Annotated in this window: 17 protein-coding genes; 9 read left to right on the top strand and 8 right to left on the bottom strand. The window is 40.6% G+C overall.

From position 1 onward, the window contains the following. Positions 1–64 precede the first annotated feature (64 nt). Positions 65–1,294 carry an iron-sulfur cluster carrier protein ApbC gene (gene apbC, locus F895_RS14755; protein WP_005239405.1) on the bottom strand — a complete coding sequence of 410 codons (1,230 nt, stop codon included), beginning with the start codon at positions 1,292–1,294 and terminating at the stop codon, positions 65–67. 365 nt (positions 1,295–1,659) lie between these two features. On the opposite strand from apbC, the gene F895_RS14750 reads away from it, so the two are divergent. Then, positions 1,660–2,232, top strand: a complete 573-nt coding sequence (locus tag F895_RS14750; protein WP_228128853.1) for a hypothetical protein — start codon at positions 1,660–1,662, stop codon at positions 2,230–2,232. Between the two features lie 102 nt (positions 2,233–2,334). Here the strand turns inward: F895_RS14750 and F895_RS14745 are convergent, their stop codons facing one another. Next, positions 2,335–2,784 (bottom strand): hypothetical protein, encoded by a 450-nt coding sequence (locus tag F895_RS14745; RefSeq protein ID WP_005239410.1) that lies wholly within the window; start codon positions 2,782–2,784, stop codon positions 2,335–2,337. Between the two features lie 187 nt (positions 2,785–2,971). Continuing rightward, positions 2,972–3,508, bottom strand: a complete 537-nt coding sequence (locus F895_RS14740; RefSeq protein WP_005239411.1) for a GNAT family N-acetyltransferase — start codon at positions 3,506–3,508, stop codon at positions 2,972–2,974. 109 nt (positions 3,509–3,617) lie between these two features. Between F895_RS14740 and F895_RS14735 the strand changes: the two genes are divergently transcribed. Both F895_RS14735 and F895_RS14730 read left to right on the top strand, forming a co-directional pair. After that, a complete protein-coding gene (locus F895_RS14735; RefSeq protein ID WP_005239413.1) occupies positions 3,618–4,115 on the top strand; it encodes a hypothetical protein in 498 nt (165 codons plus the stop codon). A 72-nt stretch (positions 4,116–4,187) separates the two neighbouring features. Then, positions 4,188–4,646, top strand: a complete 459-nt coding sequence (locus tag F895_RS14730; RefSeq protein WP_005239415.1) for a hypothetical protein — start codon at positions 4,188–4,190, stop codon at positions 4,644–4,646. Here the strand turns inward: F895_RS14730 and F895_RS14725 are convergent. Then, positions 4,643–5,098, bottom strand: coding sequence for a hypothetical protein (locus tag F895_RS14725; protein ID WP_005239417.1), 456 nt, complete (start codon positions 5,096–5,098; stop codon positions 4,643–4,645). The genes F895_RS14730 and F895_RS14725 overlap by 4 nt on opposite strands. A 204-nt stretch (positions 5,099–5,302) precedes the next feature. On the opposite strand from F895_RS14725, the gene metG reads away from it, so the two are divergent. Next, complete coding sequence (gene metG / locus F895_RS14720) at positions 5,303–7,360, top strand: methionine--tRNA ligase (protein ID WP_005239419.1); 2,058 nt, start codon at positions 5,303–5,305, stop codon at positions 7,358–7,360. 65 nt (positions 7,361–7,425) lie between these two features. On the opposite strand, the gene F895_RS14715 is transcribed toward metG, so the two are convergent. Next, positions 7,426–8,142 (bottom strand): hypothetical protein, encoded by a 717-nt coding sequence (locus F895_RS14715; RefSeq protein WP_228128854.1) that lies wholly within the window; start codon positions 8,140–8,142, stop codon positions 7,426–7,428. Between the two features lie 398 nt (positions 8,143–8,540). Here F895_RS14715 and F895_RS14710 point away from each other — a divergent pair, with 398 nt between their 5' ends. Further along, positions 8,541–9,518 (top strand): MBL fold metallo-hydrolase, encoded by a 978-nt coding sequence (locus F895_RS14710; protein ID WP_005239425.1) that lies wholly within the window; start codon positions 8,541–8,543, stop codon positions 9,516–9,518. A gap of 63 nt (positions 9,519–9,581) precedes the next feature. On the opposite strand, the gene F895_RS14705 is transcribed toward F895_RS14710, so the two are convergent. Then, a complete protein-coding gene (locus F895_RS14705; protein ID WP_005239427.1) occupies positions 9,582–10,205 on the bottom strand; it encodes a LysE family translocator in 624 nt (207 codons plus the stop codon). Between the two features lie 362 nt (positions 10,206–10,567). Between F895_RS14705 and F895_RS14700 the strand changes: the two genes are divergently transcribed. After that, positions 10,568–12,190: an oleate hydratase gene (locus F895_RS14700; RefSeq protein ID WP_005239428.1), complete on the top strand. Its 1,623-nt coding sequence runs from the start codon at positions 10,568–10,570 to the stop codon at positions 12,188–12,190. Positions 12,191–12,235: 45 nt separating this feature from the next. On the opposite strand, the gene F895_RS14695 is transcribed toward F895_RS14700, so the two are convergent. Further along, positions 12,236–13,003, bottom strand: coding sequence for a class I SAM-dependent methyltransferase (locus tag F895_RS14695; RefSeq protein ID WP_005239431.1), 768 nt, complete (start codon positions 13,001–13,003; stop codon positions 12,236–12,238). A gap of 100 nt (positions 13,004–13,103) precedes the next feature. Continuing rightward, complete coding sequence (locus tag F895_RS14690; protein WP_005239432.1) at positions 13,104–13,781, bottom strand: DUF1345 domain-containing protein; 678 nt, start codon at positions 13,779–13,781, stop codon at positions 13,104–13,106. A 184-nt stretch (positions 13,782–13,965) separates the two neighbouring features. On the opposite strand from F895_RS14690, the gene F895_RS14685 reads away from it, so the two are divergent. The 3 genes from F895_RS14685 (at position 13,966) to F895_RS14675 (ending at position 17,361) form a co-directional block, all read left to right on the top strand. Continuing rightward, entirely contained in the window at positions 13,966–14,514 is a 549-nt protein-coding gene (locus F895_RS14685; protein ID WP_005239435.1) for a TetR/AcrR family transcriptional regulator, read from the top strand. A 13-nt stretch (positions 14,515–14,527) separates the two neighbouring features. Next, a complete protein-coding gene (locus tag F895_RS14680; RefSeq protein WP_005239436.1) occupies positions 14,528–16,174 on the top strand; it encodes an MFS transporter in 1,647 nt (548 codons plus the stop codon). A gap of 119 nt (positions 16,175–16,293) precedes the next feature. Continuing rightward, positions 16,294–17,361 (top strand): HlyD family secretion protein, encoded by a 1,068-nt coding sequence (locus F895_RS14675; protein ID WP_227501358.1) that lies wholly within the window; start codon positions 16,294–16,296, stop codon positions 17,359–17,361. The last annotated feature ends 41 nt before the right edge of the window (positions 17,362–17,402 follow it).

Below are 17,402 nucleotides of genomic sequence, written 5' to 3' on the forward strand. Positions count from 1 at the left end.
AAACCACTAAAATTAAAATCAGAAAGTAAAAACCCAACACGTTGATGTTGGGTTTTTTGTTTATTTAGAAGATACGTTTATCATCTTTCTGGCGCTTTGGCAGTTTTTCCATCTGTTGCAGGACTGCCTGTGCAATATTGAGATAGCTCTCCGCCGCTGTATCTTTGGCAATCACACTTGGCGTACCTTTATCTGCATGTTCACGGATTTTTACATCCAGTGGCAAACGGCCGAGCAATGGGATCTGATATTGTTCAGACAACTGATCGCCACCACCAGTCCCAAAGATTTGCTCTTCATGACCACAGTTCGAACAGATATGCGTCGACATATTTTCAATCACACCCAATACCGGAATATTCACTTTATTGAATAATTCAATCCCTTTGGTGGCATCCATTAACGCCACATTTTGTGGTGTGGTCACAACCACTGCACCCGTCACTGGAATACGTTGTGCCAGAGTCAGCTGGATATCACCCGTTCCCGGTGGCATATCAATTACCAATACATCTAAATCAGGCCATAAGGTTTGATTGAATAATTGCATCAACGCCCCTGTTGCTTTAGGGCCACGCCACGCCACAGGCGTATTGTGCTCACCAATAAGATGCCCGATCGACAGTACCGCCATGCCATACGCATCTAAAGGTACGAAGTGCTCATTTTCAATCTGCGGTGTTCTACCTGCATTACCCAACATGGTCGGGATACTTGGACCATAGATATCCGCATCCAGAACACCCACTTTTAAACCCAGTTGCTGTAACGCCAGTGCCAGATTCACCGTAGTGGTTGATTTACCCACCCCCCCTTTACCAGATGAAACCACAATCACATTTTGAATGCGAGGATGTGCCGCAACGTCGCGTTGTTGCGGAGCCGCTTTCTGGATTGGTGGATTATTAGGATCGGCTTCTACTTGAGGTGAAGCATCCATGACTGGCGGCAAATTGCTATTTTCTGCTTTAGGCTTGGATGAGCAGCTATGACCTGCTTCACCATGCGCTGCATGTTTTTGTTGAATAATATGCAGGTTTAATTCCTGGATACCACATTTTTCCAAAGCTTCAGCCAACTCATCATGGATCTGCTGTAAATGATCTTTTTCTTCAGGAAAGGTATTCACCGTCAGTTGTAAAATACGACCTTGTACATTGACTTGGCTGATACGATCTTTTAGCGCATTGTCTGAATGTGGCAGTACATAATTTTGTAGAACTGTTTGAATCTCGTCTTCCTTCACTTCTTGTGCTGGCGAAAAAACAGATTTTAAGGAAGAAAGCCACGACATTTTGTTTACTCCAAAAACAGATCAACATTTCACTGAGTTTGACTAGTTTAGCAGTATTGAAGAATGGACGCTCATATCAAAACAGATAATTGCTCATTTTTTATAGCAACTTTTCGGCTTTATATGGCTATCGTAAACAACTGTCATTCTTCTAGCGGAACAAGTTATATTCATAAGCTTATGATGTGTGCTGCAGCAAATGGATGTTTACGCTTTGAGCCACATTCTCGTTATTCTTGTCATAGGGGCGTTTAATGACACGGTGTTATTTCGTGATATGCAGTTTACTGACATCTTTTCCCCTGTTCGCCCAAGAATCTATCAATCGGGCACCTTACCCATTGCCACCACAAACAGAAATTGTGGTGAATAAGCAAACAGGTCAAGAGCCTTGGTCTGAAATTAAGGTCTCTGTTAGAATTATCCCAGAAAAACAAGGAATGAAATTTCAATTATTTAAACCAAGCAACTCAGACATACTCAATCACCATGCTTTAGCACTTGCCCAACAGATAAAACCAGAGGATTTGCCCAAACGCGATGCTTCGACAGAGCAGCATGACCGCAACCCCCAACAACTATTTTCAGACTATGAGCAAGTTTATTCTTTTATCTCTATGCAAAATCAGTCTGTGATACAGCGTATTCGACGAGTAGCATCCCCCTCTTTCCTAACCGAAACGGCTTGTTTGCTTTTACAAAAAGATTCGCTCTCAGAAGATGATTCTTTCAGATTCAATGTAAAACTATATATAGATAAACAAGGTCGAATCTACATCCAAGATATTCAGCCTCTGTTAGAAAAATCATTACTAAATCAGCTTTTCCCTGACAAAAAACGTTCGCAACCTTTTTATAGAATTTTTGATATCGAAAACCAGCAATACACAGATACTCATCTTAACCAGCCTGTACAGTTCATTTGTACGGACGAATAGGCGAAGCAAGAAACTTCTTTAAAAGAGATTAAAATAAAATTCCTCAAACATAGTTTGCCTATGTTTGAGGAATATTTTCAGTCGATCCGTCGGTTAGTAAGCTTAACCTTTGAATTTATTTAAAGTATCTGTTGCTGCTTTCTTTAAATCATCTAGCTTATGGCTGGCTTGAGCTTTTAGATCATCAAATTTAGCAGCTGCTTCATCCTTTAATTCAGCTGCTTTGGCTTTGGCATCATCCAGTTTATGACTTGCTTCTTCTTTAAAGTGATCAAATTTATCTTGAACCGCATTTTGAGTATCTTCAAATTTGGTTTTCAGATCATCCACTTTATTCGAAAGCGCTTCTTTACCTTCTGCATTTTGCTCAGACACATCTTTCTTGAGGTCATCAAGCGCTTTTTCGCCCTTTAACTTCAATTCCTCTGCCGAATGTTTTAAGTCATCAACTGCTTTTTCACCTTGTAGCTGAGCTTCTTTTGCTTTGTATTTTAAGTCGTTACCCAATTCTGCTGCCTGATCTTTTAATTCATTAAGTTTTTCGTTTGTCATGGTATTTCCTCACTATAGGTAAAAAACATATTGTTTGGATCAGTCTTAGTTATACCGTGTTTGGAGTTTTTTTTTGTCTATTGCTGCAAATTGAAACAAATGGGATACAGGAAGATTCAATTAATTGCGGATTGTTAAAGCTATTCATTTTTAGATATAAAAATCATATAAATGAATAACATCCTATTTATTCAATAAAATCAGATCGTAGAATTTCATACAGTACATGCCAGCTTAAAGGATGCTCCGTCGCTAAAGCGGGATGTTGAAACTCAGACACTTTTTTCATCCTTAATTTTCGCATCACCGTTTGTGACTTGGCATTTTCTAAAGTGGTAAAGGCAACCACTTTATCCAGTTTCAACTGATTAAAAGCAAATGCGAGTGCAGCTTGAGCCGCTTCGGGTGCATAACCCTGCCCCCAATAGGCATGATCGAGTCGCCAGCCAATTTCCACACAAGGCGAGAAGGAAAATTGTGTAGGTTGATCATGTAAACCAACAAAACCTATAAACTGTTGATTTTGCTTTAGCTCAACCGCCCACAAACCCCAGCCTTGGGTTTCGATAATCGATTGCATTTTATCGATCATGGCATCACTTTCTGCTCGGGTCAGGAGTTTAGGAAAATATTCCATCACCTGAGGGTGGGTACTCATTGCAGCAAAGCATGCAGAGTCTTGTGCTTGCCACTGTCTTAAACGTAGTCGGGCTGTTTCGATCATTTTTACAACCAATAAGTTTGTATTAAAAACTATTAACAATATAAGGAGATAGTTCGGCTATACTTCCGCAATATCTCAATCATAGACCTCGTTGTCAGAATTACCTAATATGAATGAAAATGAACTTTTAGAAATTCAGCAGGAACTTCAAGCCCAAGAAAAACGCTTGAACTACATTCTTTCCAGTAAAAGAAGAATCCAGAACATGATTCTTTCATTTGAAAAGGATCTGGCTGAACAGTTAATTCCAGTGATTGATCAACAGAGTGATGATCAAGCCCCTGTTGAAAGCAGTCTGGCGCTTACAATCTGCTGGAAATTTTCTAAAGCTGAATTTCCTAAAACTGAGCATTGGTGCAGTGAACTGAGTATTACTGAACTTGAGTGCAAAGATGAATTTACTGTGGCGCTAAAAGCACAGGCGTGGTTAGGTACTTTGGGCAGTGATGAACTTTGGCAAACGCCGATGTGTGCTGAAATTACGCTTGATCCGAAAACGGACGGCTTAAAGAGCTATCACATTCATTTCCTGTCTAAAGGAAAGATTATCTCTTTAAGAAAAAATTCAAAGCATAGTGTCACTGTGAAACAAATGCAGAGTATGTAATCCTTCGGGGTACATACTTTTCTCTAAATTCCATGCTTAAAAATGAGTAGATAAAATTACTCAAAATCAAATATGAATAAAGAAGAACATACACAGCAAAAACAAGAAGAGGAACGGTATGCAAAGTGGTCAAGATATGTTTATTCCAGCAAAAGAAGAATTCAACGTAGAGTCTTGTCTATAGAGCGTGATATTGCCCAAACTATTCTTCGATTCAAAACATATCAACAAAGTGAAGACTTAGAAACATTTATTGCTTTTTTAAGTTGCTGGAAATTTTCTAAAATAGATTTTAGTCAAAATACATTCTGGTGCGATGCAGTCTATTTGGATGACTTTACAATGAAAGATGATCGTACGTTTACATTTAGTGGCCATGCTTGGATCGGGTTTACTGAGAATACAGAGAAGCAATGGCGAGTACCCTGTTCAGGTTATTTCACCTTGAATGGACATCAGACTAAACTCAAAAGCTACAGTGTTTATTTCTACTACGAAACAAAAAAGCTTCAGTTAATTAAAAGTAATTAACTAAAAGTACTTGTGTACTTTTTCTTGCACATCAGAACATAACAGATATTGGCACTGATACAGCCCACTGCAAGCACAGGTAAAACCGCAACAAAAATGAAAAGACTCATGGCCAATGTTTCAAAATCAAAGCCATTAACCTGATCTTCAAATAAAATCAGCAGCACCAAACACATCCACGCGATAAAAAAGATCAGACTTATTTTAAAAAACTGAACAAGATCGAAAATCTTGGTTGGTAATTTCAATAGGGCAAACAAAATTACATAGCAGATAAAAGCAAGCACGATAAGAATGGGCGTGAGGTACAACATCACTTCCATGCCGTTACTCACCACATGAAATAAATGGTTCTGTTGAAAATTTAAGAACAAACAATACGGAATCACAAAACTAAAAACCGATGCCACACTTGCGCAAAAAGATGCACAAAGCAAATGCCAAGACCTCATTTCTATTCCTTTCACTGATGAACCATGCAGCCATTATCAGTAAAGGAAATGTGTTTTGATTGAAGTACAAGTGAAGCTTGCATGAAGTCGCCAAAATAGAATAAGAACGCAGCTTGAAAAGATTTCACTGAATCCCTTGTGCAAGTCAGCGTCAAGTCATGTAAAATCATCTGCCTTGTAAATACGAATGAGAGAACAATATCCGTGCGTAAAATTTTAGTCACCAATGCCCTACCTTATGCCAATGGTCCTATCCATATGGGTCACTTACTCGGTTATATCCAAGCAGATATTTGGGTTCGTGCGATGCGTGCAATGGGCCATGATGTGACTTATGTATGTGCGGATGATGCTCACGGTACTGCAATCATGCTGCGTGCTGAAGCCAATGGCATTAGCCCAGAACAACAAATTGCCAATGTTCAGAAAGAACATATCCGTGACTTTGATGGTTTTGGCGTACATTTCGATCACTATGATTCAACCAATAGTGACGAGAACAAAGCGCGTTCAGAAGAAATCTATATCAAAAACCGTGAAGCAGGCAATATTGCCATTCGTCCTGTTACCCAGTTATTCGATCCTGAAAAAGGCATGTTCCTGTCTGACCGTTTCATTAAAGGCACATGCCCGAAATGTAAAGCGGAAGATCAATACGGCGATGCCTGTGAAGTATGTGGTACAACGTATAACGCCACCGAATTAGAAAATCCACGCTCAACCTTGAGCGGTGCGACCCCAGTTGAGAAATCATCAGACCACTACTTCTTTAAGCTTCCGAATTTCTCAGAATACTTACAGAAATGGACCCGTGACCAAGGTCGTTTACCTGTTTCAATTGCCAACAAACTCGATGAATGGTTTGAAGCGGGTTTATCGGATTGGGATATTTCGCGTGATGCGCCTTATTTCGGTTTTGAAATTCCAGATGCACCTAACAAATATTTCTATGTTTGGGTCGATGCACCGATTGGTTATATGTCGAGTTTTGAAAACTACATCAAAACTAAACGTCCAGATTTAAGTTTTGATGATTTCTGGAAAAAAGACAGCGATAAAGAAGTCTATCACTTCATCGGTAAAGACATCGTTTACTTCCATGCGCTGTTCTGGCCTGCAATGCTCGAAGGCGCCAACTACCGTACCCCATCAGGTTTATTTGTGAATGGTTTCTTGACCGTGAATGGCCAGAAAATGTCGAAATCTCGTGGCACCTTCATTAAAGCTGAAACCTATTTAGAACATTTGAATCCTGAATATTTACGTTACTACTTTGCCTCTAAGCTGTCTGATAAAGTTGAAGATTCAGATTTGAACCTAGATGACTTCGTTCAGAAAGTGAATTCTGACCTTGTGGGTAAAGTGGTGAATATTGCCAGCCGTTGTGCAAAATTCATTAACACCAACTTCAATAATACTTTGTCGAATACATGTGCAGAGTCTGAACTGGTGCAAAGCTTTATTGATGCAGGTGATTCAATCGCACAGGCTTATGAAGCACGTGAATTCTCGGCAGCAATTCGTGAAATCATGGCTTTGGCTGACCGTGCCAATCAGTATATTGATGAGAAAAAGCCTTGGGCACTTGCCAAGCAAGAAGGTCAGGAACAACAAGTTCATGATGTGTGCTCGGTCGGTATTAACTTATTCCGCCAACTTGCGATTTACTTGGCGCCTGTGTTGCCAACACTTGCCGCACAAGTTCAAGCCTTCTTACAGCTTGAAAGCTTTGACTTTGCATCACGTCAGCACATCTTGCTTAGTCATGAAATTGCTCAATTCCAACCGTTAATGCAACGTGTTGATGCCAAAGCTGTTGCTGCGATGGTGGATGCATCTAAAGATTCTTTAGCTGCGGCGGCAGAAGCGCCAAAAGCTGAGAAGAAAAAAGAAAAGAAAGCCGAGAAAAAGCCTGAGCCAAAAGTCGGTGAAGCTGAAATCATTGGTATTGAAGATTTCATGAAAATTGATCTTCGTGTGGCAAAAGTATTAAAAGCTGCAACGGTTGAAGGTTCTGATAAATTGCTGCAATTGACTTTAGATGTCGGCGAAGCTGAACCACGTAATGTGTTTAGTGGTATTCGTGAGTTTTATCAGCCAGAAGATCTCAAAGATAAATTGGTGGTAATGGTCGCTAACCTTGCACCACGTAAAATGCGTTTTGGTATTTCTAACGGCATGGTCCTTGCCGCAGGTAATGGCGAAGGTGTTTGGGTGATTTCTCCTGAATCTGGCGCTAAACCAGGTGATAAAGTGTCTTAAAAGAAACCATCTACACAAAGCCGAGTTAATTTTTAGCTCGGCTGTTATCTTAGATTACAACATTTTTAAAAATAAATCTTATGTCTTTTTTTAGGTAATTCATGAAATTTTATAAGTTCAGATATAAAAATTTCTTTCTTCCTCTTACTTATACGGTTAGCACTTGCCGTATTATCAAATAAAAAATCTAAAAAATTAAAAATCATTAATAGAGTAAATCTAAACATATAAGCGAAAAGAAACATAATTAATGAAATAAAAAATATCCAAAGAAAAGCCTCTAAAAAATTTAAAGATTCATAGATAGCATATAAATTTTCTACATTTGAACCACTTGCAACATTCAACCCCATAAACAATGCGACTAATCCCATAAACATTGCCAAAACTCTATTTTTAGAATCAGAAGAAAAAATATAGCCAATAAATTTATCTCTACTTAAAGAAGGCTTAGCGTACTTTTCTTCCAGCATATAATATTTATCGATCTTCTCTGCTAAAATTGCATATTCATGCACAGGAACATCTATTGTATTTTCTAACCATTTCTTCTTAATTTCCCGTAACTTTAATTTTTTATTATATTTTTTTTCATATTTTTTTACTATATGACTATCTCTCTGCTTATCTAAACCTCTAAAAAAAAATAAAGTAAAAACTTCTGCTATAAATACAAAATATAGCCCAGAGTCTTGAAAAAAATAGTTTCTTTTATGGGAGTCAAAAAGATTAAGAACTAATACAATAAAAATAATCATAGAACATATAGCTAAAAGTAGCATAGGATTCTTTAGCCGCCAAAACCTACCATATGACTCGAACTCCTTATAATACATATTTATTATTTTATTCAAATCAACTCCTCCAACTGAAAAATATTTTTAATATACTAAAATCAAAATTAAGCCACAAACTTAATAAATATAAAAATTAAATTTAGTACATCTTAAAATATTTATCCTTACACATACAACTACTTTATAAGATATTAAATCAACTCTTTTTCTTAGATAAATTTTATTTTTATCATTCATCTATTACTAAAAATAAGAACTAAAAAGTTACTAATAATTTAGTTCTCACTAATTTATATTTATTTACATTCATAAAATTTAGATGCAAAAAAAGTACTCACATGTTAAAAAGTAGACAATTCAACTAATTTTGAGAATATTTATAAATGAAAAAAACAGCCCTCCTCCTTTCTATCTCATTCTTGAGCAGCTTCCCTTTACTCAGCCACGCAGAAACCAGCAAAACCCTGCCGATCATTGAACAACAAAAACAGGTTGCAGGCTACTATCAACACCAAATCGGTGACGTACAAATTACCGCCCTGCTCGATGGCACTAACTTTATGTCACCAAGCTTGTTTAAAGATATTTCACCACAACAAGTGCAGCAAATCTTAAAGAAGTACTATGCAGATCAAGAGAAAGGCGTACAGACCTCCATCAATGCTTTCCTCGTCAATACCGGAAAATCACTGGTTTTAGTGGATAGCGGTGCAGCCAGTTGTTTTGGCCCACATTTGGGCTCGATCCTAAAAAATCTGGTCGCTTCGGGTTACAAGCCTGAACAGGTCGATACCATTTTACTCACACATTTACACCCTGATCATGTCTGTGGCATCAGTAAAGATGGCGTTGCCAACTTCCCCAATGCAACTGTGTACGTTTCCAATGCCGAAACCAATTACTGGCTAGACCCGAAACAAGCAGCCAAGCTTCCAAAAGACAAACAAGCGGGTTATGAAGGAACGGTGAAGCACATTAAACAGGCCATCGCCCCTTACCAAGCCAAGCAACGCTTTAAAACCTATAAACTGGGTGATGAGATTCAAGGTTTTAAAGTCATCAATACGGCGGGACATACGCCAGGGCACTTTAGCTATGAATTAAAGAGCAAAGGTGAAAGCGTGGTGTTTATTGGGGATATCGTGCATTCACATACCGTACAGTTTGATCAACCGAAAACAGCGATTGAATACGATATTGATCCGAAAAAAGCGGTTGAAACACGTTTAAAACAGTTTGCTGATTTCGCCAAAAACGGCCAAACCATTGCAGCTCCGCATTTACCTTTCCCGGGGATTGGGCATATTTATTCTGCTGATGGAAAAAGCTATCAATGGATTCCTGTACACTTTAAAGATTAAGCTGCATAAGCTGGTTCTAGGCAATAAAAAAGCGACCTTCTCGGTCGCTTTTTTATTGCTGCATCATTTCATGCCAAAGATTAACTTTAACCCCAGCAAGGTCATGACCCCACCTGCGATACGATCAAATATCGATTTAGATTTTAAATAAACTTTGCGTGGCCCTTCTGCTGACAATGCCACCGCAACCAACGAATACCAACCTGCATCAATAAAGAAACACAGCATTGGCAACACCACATAGTAATAACTTGGAATCTCTTTCGGTAATAAGGCGGTAAAAATACTGGCAAGAATAATCGCAATCTTCGGGTTACTGAGTTGGGTAATCAGCCCTAAGCGAAAAGCTTGTGCATAACTCATACGGTTCACAGTGCCATTGACTGCTTCCATCGGTTCTTTGGCATGTTTAATGATTTTATACGCTAGCCAAAGCAAGTACAGGCCACCAAATATTTTTAACGCGACATAGGCAGAAGGCACAGCCAGTAAAATGGCTTGTAGCCCCATGACTGCAAGAAAACCAAATAGCGCAGCGCCCGTCCCTGTCCCCAAAGCGGTAAACAGTCCATGCTTACGCGAAATCGCAATTGAGTTTTTGGCGACATAAATAAAGGTAGGGCCAGGGCTGATTGCACCCAACATTAATGCCAAAGCAATTGAGCCTAAAATCAATAACGATTCCAAGTGAAACCTCTAGATTAGAATAATTTTCAAATACTAATTTTACTGAAAAATCTCAGCAAGAAGATATAAAAATTTTGACTCATCTTATCAATTTATTGGCACTTACATATGCCTTACCCGACAGGGAAGTCACAATCTAGAGCAAACACTCAATTTATTTTTAATATCAAACACTTAAAAATAGCATATTTATATTACTCATAAACTCAGCATCCATTTTTTCTATCAAACTAATTTTATGATCAAAATTTGTCATCTTTTTTACTGTAACTTTCATTTATTTTTAGAAGATTAAATCCCATAATAAAATTATGGAATTAAATTCATTTTCATTCATAACGATAAACAACGGGGCACATCAGATGCAAACGAAGAAACTGAAAACTTTAGACCCTTCACAATCACATCTCTGGATCATTGGCGGCGGTATTGCAGGTATGGCAGCGGCAGCCTTTGCCATTCGGGATGCCAAAGTGCCAGCCCAAAACATTCATATTTTAGAAGAGCTTGAGGTTTCAGGGGGTTCAATGGATGGTGGTCATAACCCACTCAACCCCAATCATGCTTGGGTGACGCGTGGTGGACGAATGCTGACCGATGAAACCTACCTCTGCACATGGGATCTATTCTCTAGCATCCCCTCACTCGAAGATCCCACTATTTCGGTTCGGGAAGAATGCCGTGAATTTAATGAAAAAATTAAAACCCACGCCCAAGCCCGTTTAATTGATGCCAATCATGTCATTGCAGAAGCCGAAAAGCTCGGTTTATCCACCTTGAATCGTGCCCAGATGCTACGTCTGTTGGCACTCAAAGAAGATCGGATTGGTAGCCGTCGTATTGATGAGTTTTTTGATGATGCTTTTTTCCAAAGCAATTTTTGGCGGATGTGGCGCACCACCTTTGCCTTCCAGAAATGGCATAGCGCAGCAGAATTACGTCGTTATTTCTTACGTTTTATTCAAGAATTACCCCGTATCCATACCTTGGCTGGGGTTAAACGCACCAAATACAATCAATATGACTCGATGATTTATCCCTTACAACGTTGGCTGGTGGAACAAGGCGTAGATGTCCGCTTTGGCACTTATGTCACCGACGCTGATTTTGTTGAAGACGAGCAGAGTAAAGAGCGTAAGGCAAGCAAATTGTATCTCAACCTGCCAGAAGGCACGGAACAGATTGTATTGGGTGAACATGATTTGGCACTTTTCACTTTAGGTTCGATTACAGCAGATTCACGTTATGGCGGTCAGCATGATGTGCCTGCCCTAATTCGTGATCGACAGGATCATGGCTGGCGCTTGTGGGAAACCCTTGCACAAAAAGCACCTGATTTTGGTCGCCCAATGACCTTCAATGGCAATATCGACGAACATAAATGGAAGTCCTTTACCCTGACGCTACACGATGATGTCTTGCTGAAACGTATCATCGAATACACAGGCAATGAACCGGGAACAGGCGCACTGATGACCTGGTTTGAATCGGGCTGGCATTTATCCATTGTTGTGCCTGCACAACCGCATTTTGCCGACTTACCTGAAGGTAAATTCACTTTGTGGGGCTATGGTTTTGAAATTGACCACATCGGTGACTACATCAAGAAACCAATGAGTGAAGCCACTGGGCAAGAGATTGTGATTGAGTTAATTCATCAGCTCGGATTCGACGATATCTTGGATCATGTACTGGCGCATAGTGATATAACCACGGTGATGATGCCTTATGCCTCTGCCCTGTTTGCCTGTCGTAAAGCGGGCGACCGTCCTTTACTGATTCCAGAAAATGCAGCCAACTTTGCCTTCTTGGGTCAATTTGTGGAACTGGAAGATGATGTGGTGTTTACCGTGGAATATTCCGTCCGTGGTGCCATGCTTGCCATTTATCAGCTCTTAGGAGTGGATCGTCAAATTCCAGAAATCTATAACGGTCTGCTCGATCCTAAAGTCGGTTTAAAAGCTTTAGAAACGGTATTTCATTAAACAAGCATAAATTGATAAAAATGAAGTAGATCTTGATGATCTACTTCATTGACCACATCGAGAAAGTACCAAATACATCACCTCACTGTTGAACGAACCATCTGCTTGAATACGATAATATTGCTGGGTTTGATCAGATGCCTTTTTTTGTAAAGCACGAATAGTCTGAATCGCATATTCAGGGGTTTGCATGCGCGCCGTCCAACTTGTAAATTCTAAATCTAAATACTGCTTTTCAACGGTCTCAATCCTAAAACCTGTAGATTCAGCAAAGCGCATCCATTCCTGCAAACTATAATTGCGTACATGACTTGGATCCCGAATCGTTTCAATGGTCTGAAAAAATGTATCCATCACAGGATTGGAATGCCCTAAAATATCGACGATGATCACTTTACCCTGTGGCGCCAAGACACGATGTATTTCTGCCATCGCCTGTGCCACATTTTGCCAATGGTGTGCTGAATATCGGGTCATCACACAATCAAAACTTTGATCGGCAAAAGGTAAAGACTCCGCGGCACCTTGCTGAACTGTTATATTATCAAAGCCCCTTTGCTTGGCTTGTTCAGCAACAAGTTCAACCATCGACGGTGTTAAATCATAGGCCGTCACCTGATCTGCAAATGCTGCAATCTGGTAACTGACATGCCCGCCGCCACAGCCTAAGTCCAAGACCTTCTTCAATTGAGATGACTGGATCAAGTGCTGCATTTTCGCAAACTCTATTCCTTGGGCATGCACTGTGCTGTTTAAATAAGCTTGGGATTTATTTTGATATTGTTGCTGATTAACTTGATGCTGGGTATTCATCTTCTTATCCTTGCGAGCTTGGTCTCTTTTTAAAATAACCGACACTATGCAAAAATTAAAATAATCAATTTTATAACTAGATATAAAAATAAGTTATCAATTATAAGCCAATCAAACTGGCGGCGACATTGATCGTAACCGCCAAAATTACGGTATTAAAAATAAAGGCCAGCACGCAATGAAAAATATTAAGATGCCGTAGGGCTGAGCTGGTAATGGAAATATCTGCGGTTTGTGCAGAAGTTCCAATGATATAGCTGAAGTAAATAAAATCCAAATAATCTGGCTGCTCAGTTTTGGGAAAATCCAGGCCCGGTTCCTGATGACGACTTTTCGCCAGATAAAAGTCATGGGCATAATGAATCGCAAAGAGTGTATGGAGCAATAACCACGTTGAAAAAATCGTCCCGATGGTGAGCAAAATAAGCACACCTTTTAAAACGGGCTGATCTTTCGGTACATGCCCCAATTGCATCACAATCGCAATAAAACAGATTACGATGGCAATCAACACGACAATCAGGATCATCCATTTCCCTTCATCTTGCTGCTTGGCACGATTTAAGATCAGTGTCGCCTCCAGATGCCACATCATTTTCAAGGTCAGAAATAGATACAGCCAAATCGCAATATTCCAGCCAAGCAATAAACAGGTTGCCCAATGCCATGGTGTAAATAAATGCAGGGTAGCAAAAAGTAAAAGACCTAATGCAAAGGTTGCCGATAAATACGGTCGATATTTTATTCCTCTGAGCAAATGATGTATGAATCTTGGCATGTTTCACCTATTTGTATTTTTTATACATGAGTAATTTACGCTTATTTTTTAACATTGTATGCTGTTATAACAGTACGATGTTGCTACTATTTAACCTAAATTAAACAAAATAAAGTTTCCGTAGATATTTACTTCGGACAAAAATGTCCGTTTAATTTACATTAAATCCCCACGAATTTTAATCATGGCAAAACGTCAGCAGCTGGCAGCACATAATCGTGATGAACTCCTCAATGCCGCCGAAGAAATCTTTCGCAAGCAAGGCGTTCATGTGCCTTTGCAAGCCATTATTGATCATGCGGGTGTCGGGCGTGCGACGTTTTATCGTAATTTTGCTGATCGCAAAGCACTGGTTGCAGCCTTATTAGAACGTGCCATTACCCGTCTGGAACAACGCTCACACGCTTTATTAGCTTTTAATGATGGTTTTATCCGTTTGATTGAAGGCCATATCGAACAACTGCCCCATTTAGTTGTACTGATTGATTACTGGCGCATTATTGATCGGAAAGACCCAATCATGCTAAACATTTATCAAAGACGCGATAAAGCATTACAACCCCTGATTGATCAGGCCATACAGCATCAACTGTGTCGTCCTGATCTTACCCCGCAAGACTTCGGGATGATTACGGCGATCTTGGGGTCTTCATTTCAAGGACATCATGCCTCTGATCAAGTTCGGCTGGCAAAACGCGCAATAGAATTATTATTAAACGGCATTAAAGTTTAGTTCGAGGAATAACATGGATAAAAGCCCTCGCTATCTTGAGACTCCTCCGGATTGGTCAGCAGATGAGCGTCCAACTTTGCCGGGTTCGCCTGCTGCAATTGCGCATGCCAGACCAAAACGTTTTGCCTACTTCATTATTGGTTTATTGATTTGTATCGCAGCCAGTTTAAGTAATGGTTTTATTGTTGCAAACCTGCCGATCTTCCAAGGTGAATATGGGCTAACCCCATCGCAGGCAGCATGGTTACCCGCAGCCTATGTCATGGCCAATGTCAGTTCTAACCTCATCTTGTTTAAGGCACGACAGCAATACGGCTTGCGTCTGTTTTCTGAAATAGGTCTACTGGTCTTTATTGGTGTCTTGGTTCTACATATCTTTGTCAAAACCTATGAAATGGCACTATTTGTGCGTTTTATCGCAGGTTTGGCCGCTGCTCCGCTCAGTTCACTAGGGATGTATTACACCATGCAAGCCTTCGGCAAAGCAGATATGGCCAAAGGGATCTATCTCGCGTTTGGCTTTCAGCAGCTGGGTTTGCCATTGGCATGGATCATTTCTCCTTTTCTGCTGAGTGCCAACCAGTGGGATGTGATCTATACTTTTGAATTAGGTCTGGCGATTTGCTGTTTTGCCATGGTGGTGGCGTTAAAGCTACCACGCAGCTTACGTATGGAAGTATTTGAGAAGCAGGACTTCTTTACCTTTGCCCTACTCGCACCGGGTTTTGCCTGCCTCTGTATTGTACTCACCCAAGGGCCAATTTTATGGTGGTTTGATAGCCCGTGGCTCGCCTATACCTTGATCGTGGGTTTTTGTTTGATTGTGATCGGTCTCACCTACGAGCATTATCGTTCGAACCCCCTGATTATGACCCGTTGGTTAGCGGCAGGCGATTTACTCAGTTTCGTGGTCAGTGCCTTTGCCTTACGCTTACTGATGTCAGAGCAAAGTTATGCCGCAGTCAATTTCCTGAAAACCATGGGAATGGGTCCCGACCAGTTTGTACCGCTGTATGTGGTGATCTTCTGCGGAACAATAGCAGGTTCCGTGTTTAGTGCCCTGACCTTTCACCGCGAACGCGTTATTCTTAATTTATTCCTTGCTGAGATTTTAATTTTAATCGCCTGTGCACTGGATTATCACCTGACCAGTGATGTGCGACCCGCCAACTTCTATCGCAGTCAGTTTCTCGTCAGCTTTGCAGGTGGTGTCTTCATTGGCCCGCTCTTGCTGATGGGTTTTATGCGCACTTTACAGCGTGGTCCACAATATGTGGTGACCTTCATTGTATTGTTTTCAGCAACACAGAACTTTGGTGGTTTGGTCGGCTCTTCCTTCTTTAATACCTACCAGCAACGCCATACCTATGATTACAAAGTTGAAATTAACAGCAACCTTAATCCAACCGATCCGATTGTGGCACAACGCTTACAAAGCTATCAGCGTAGTGCCATGATCAATAGCAATGATCCAGTTTTGCAAAACAACCAAGCCTTACAGAACCTGAATAAAGTGGTGACTCGTGAAGCCCAAGTCCGCGCCTATAACGATGTCATCGTATTGAATGGTATCTTTGCAGTGGTGTTATTGCTCTGGGGGCTATTTAAATATGCACGGGATAAATACAAAACCCGAAAAAATCTGCAAGCAGCCAGTTAGTCCTTTTTGATTGAGAAAAGATGATGTCAGAACAAGATAAACCCGAAAATAATCAGGCTCAAACTACTGGGCAAAATGAAACAGCTCCAGCAGTAAAGGCACCTGAAACAGTGACACAAATGCCTCCGCCACCTCCACCACCGACCAGTAAACTGATCAAGACCAAACGTTCGACTCTGTGGTGGATGCTACTGGTATTATTGGTTGGCATCACCATTATCTTATGGGCGTGGCGTATTGGCCCATTCCATACGGCGGTTGAACAAACGGACAATAGCTATGTGAAAGGTAAAACCACCATCCTGTCTTCGCAGATTAATGGCTATATCAAAGATGTACTGGTCAAAGACTTTGACCAAGTCAAACAAGGTCAGGTGTTGATGCATATTGATGCCACCACCTACGACCAAAAGGTCACACAGGCGGCCTCAGGTGTCGAGCAGGCAGAAAACAGTCTTGCCAATCAAACCCAAACGATTGCGCAACGTCAAGCCGATGTTGTGGCTGCACAAGCCAAGCTGGATCAGGTCAAGGCGCAATATGATTTATCTGTGGCGCAATTAAAACGTTATCAACAATTGGGCGATAGTGGCGCTGCATCCAAATCTGAACAAGACAAAGCCGCGGCAGATGCACAAAATAATCATGCCTTACTCAAACAGGCTGAAGCCAATATCTTGGTGGCACAAGAAGCCTTAAAAACAGCGCAAGTGGCGCAGTCTGGCTTAAAAGCACAAGTGAATAGCGCACAAGCGCAACTTGACCAAGCCAATACCACCAAAGACTACAGCACCATTGTTGCCCCTCTAGACGGACAATTGGGTGAGGTTAATCCGCGCGTCGGTCAATATGTTGCGGCAGGAACACAGCTGCTTTATCTGATTCCAACGCAAACGTGGGTGATTGCCAACTTTAAGGAAACTCAAATTGCCAATATGAAAATCGGGCAAAAAGCCTATTTCACTGTCGATGCGATGAATCATCAGAAATTTACAGGACATGTTGAACAGATTTCCCCTGCGGCAGGTTCAGAATTCAGCGTGCTTAAACCCGACAATGCCACAGGTAACTTCACCAAAGTGGTACAACGGATTTCTGTTCGTATCGCCATTGACCCAAATCAAAAAGGCATCGAAAACTTACGTCCGGGCATGTCGGTGATTAGCTCTGTAGATACCGACTCCTAATGCAACACTGACATTCTCAATCAAATCCATTTACAATGTGA

This window comes from Acinetobacter sp. CIP 64.2, assembly GCF_000369645.1.
In the GTDB taxonomy this organism is placed as follows: domain Bacteria; phylum Pseudomonadota; class Gammaproteobacteria; order Pseudomonadales; family Moraxellaceae; genus Acinetobacter.